The sequence below is a fragment of the Pontibacter qinzhouensis genome, assembly GCF_008017455.1.
Classification (GTDB): Bacteria; Bacteroidota; Bacteroidia; order Cytophagales; family Hymenobacteraceae; genus Pontibacter; species Pontibacter qinzhouensis.
In genome coordinates, this window is record NZ_VRTY01000217.1 from 1 (window position 1) to 1,102 (window position 1,102).

Annotated in this window: 1 protein-coding gene; it reads left to right on the top strand. The window is 42.6% G+C overall.

Annotated features, from left to right (window positions below):
• Positions 1 to 136 precede the first annotated feature (136 nt).
• Positions 137 to 724, top strand: coding sequence for a Riean_0653 family protein (locus FVR03_RS24140; protein WP_222707322.1), 588 nt, complete (start codon positions 137 to 139; stop codon positions 722 to 724).
• The last annotated feature ends 378 nt before the right edge of the window (positions 725 to 1,102 follow it).

Genomic DNA, 1,102 nt, shown 5'->3' on the forward strand with positions numbered 1-1,102 from the left:
AAAACACCAAATTAATAAGCAGATTTATGTCCTTTTAGGCAAGGTTAAAAGCTTCTGCGTAACTCCTGTATATGTTAACTCAAAAGCTTGATTATGATATATAAAATTAATATAATTAATATTTGCACAATAACAAATGTTAGTTATATTTAGCTATTATTCCAGTCTGACCTGCTTGTTTATGAAAGCCTTGCTTAAATTCGTTCCTTTCCTCTTTTTGCTCATAGCCTGTGAGGATAAACTGCCGAAGCCCACACAAAGCGGCTCTAATACGTTTGCCTGCAAACTGAACGGCAAAGCCTGGATCGCTGACCGCGGTACGGGCTTTAACACAAGGAAATTCTCAGTATGGTACGGTTACGTGAATCCCCCAAACAAACAATTATTTATCTCTGCCAACCGCATCGCAGAGGGTGAGCACTCTACCATACAATTAGCCTTGGAGGATGTGAAGGTGAGAGGCACGCATTACTTCTCTTTCGATACCGGTCCCGCTCCTGATCAAATGCGCTTCCAGGACCATGCGATGTACAGGGAGAGTAAGCCAGGCAATGGCCGATATATCACTTCCAGCCGCAACACAGGCTTTGTCACCTTCACAAAGGTGGATACAGTGAACCGTATTATTGCAGGCGTTTTCGAGTTCACGGCAGAGAACCTAGATGGCTCCGGCCAGACCGTGAGGATCACCGATGGACGCTTTGACCTTGATTACAGTAATTAAACCATAATTCATCTCCCGTAACAACAGTTGTATTGTAGCTTAAGCTGACAAGGCTTTAACACTGCCTGCCACTCAAGTTTCTCAAATAAGATGCTTCCTGAATCTATTTTTGACCAACTGGTTGCCGTGTAGTATGGTGTACAGTGGCTCAGCCTTTTACTTCTTCTGCGGCAAATCATGGTGTCATTTCAGATACTTTGCCAGTTGCTGCTATGTCAATGGTATCCTTAAGGGAATTGAGTCTGCTTCTATAAAAGCTGAATAAGCTATACCTAGATCCTTTGAATACTTGTACATAACATAGGGTGTCTATGTTACTGAGCAGACCTACGGTGTGTTGTCACAACTGATAGAGTAAAGGTGGATACTTCAAGTTGG

Coding starts and splice junctions, on each gene's coding strand:
- FVR03_RS24140 (WP_222707322.1), top strand. CDS start 137: ATGTTAGTTATATTTAGCTATTATTCCAGTCTGACCTGCTTGTTTATG.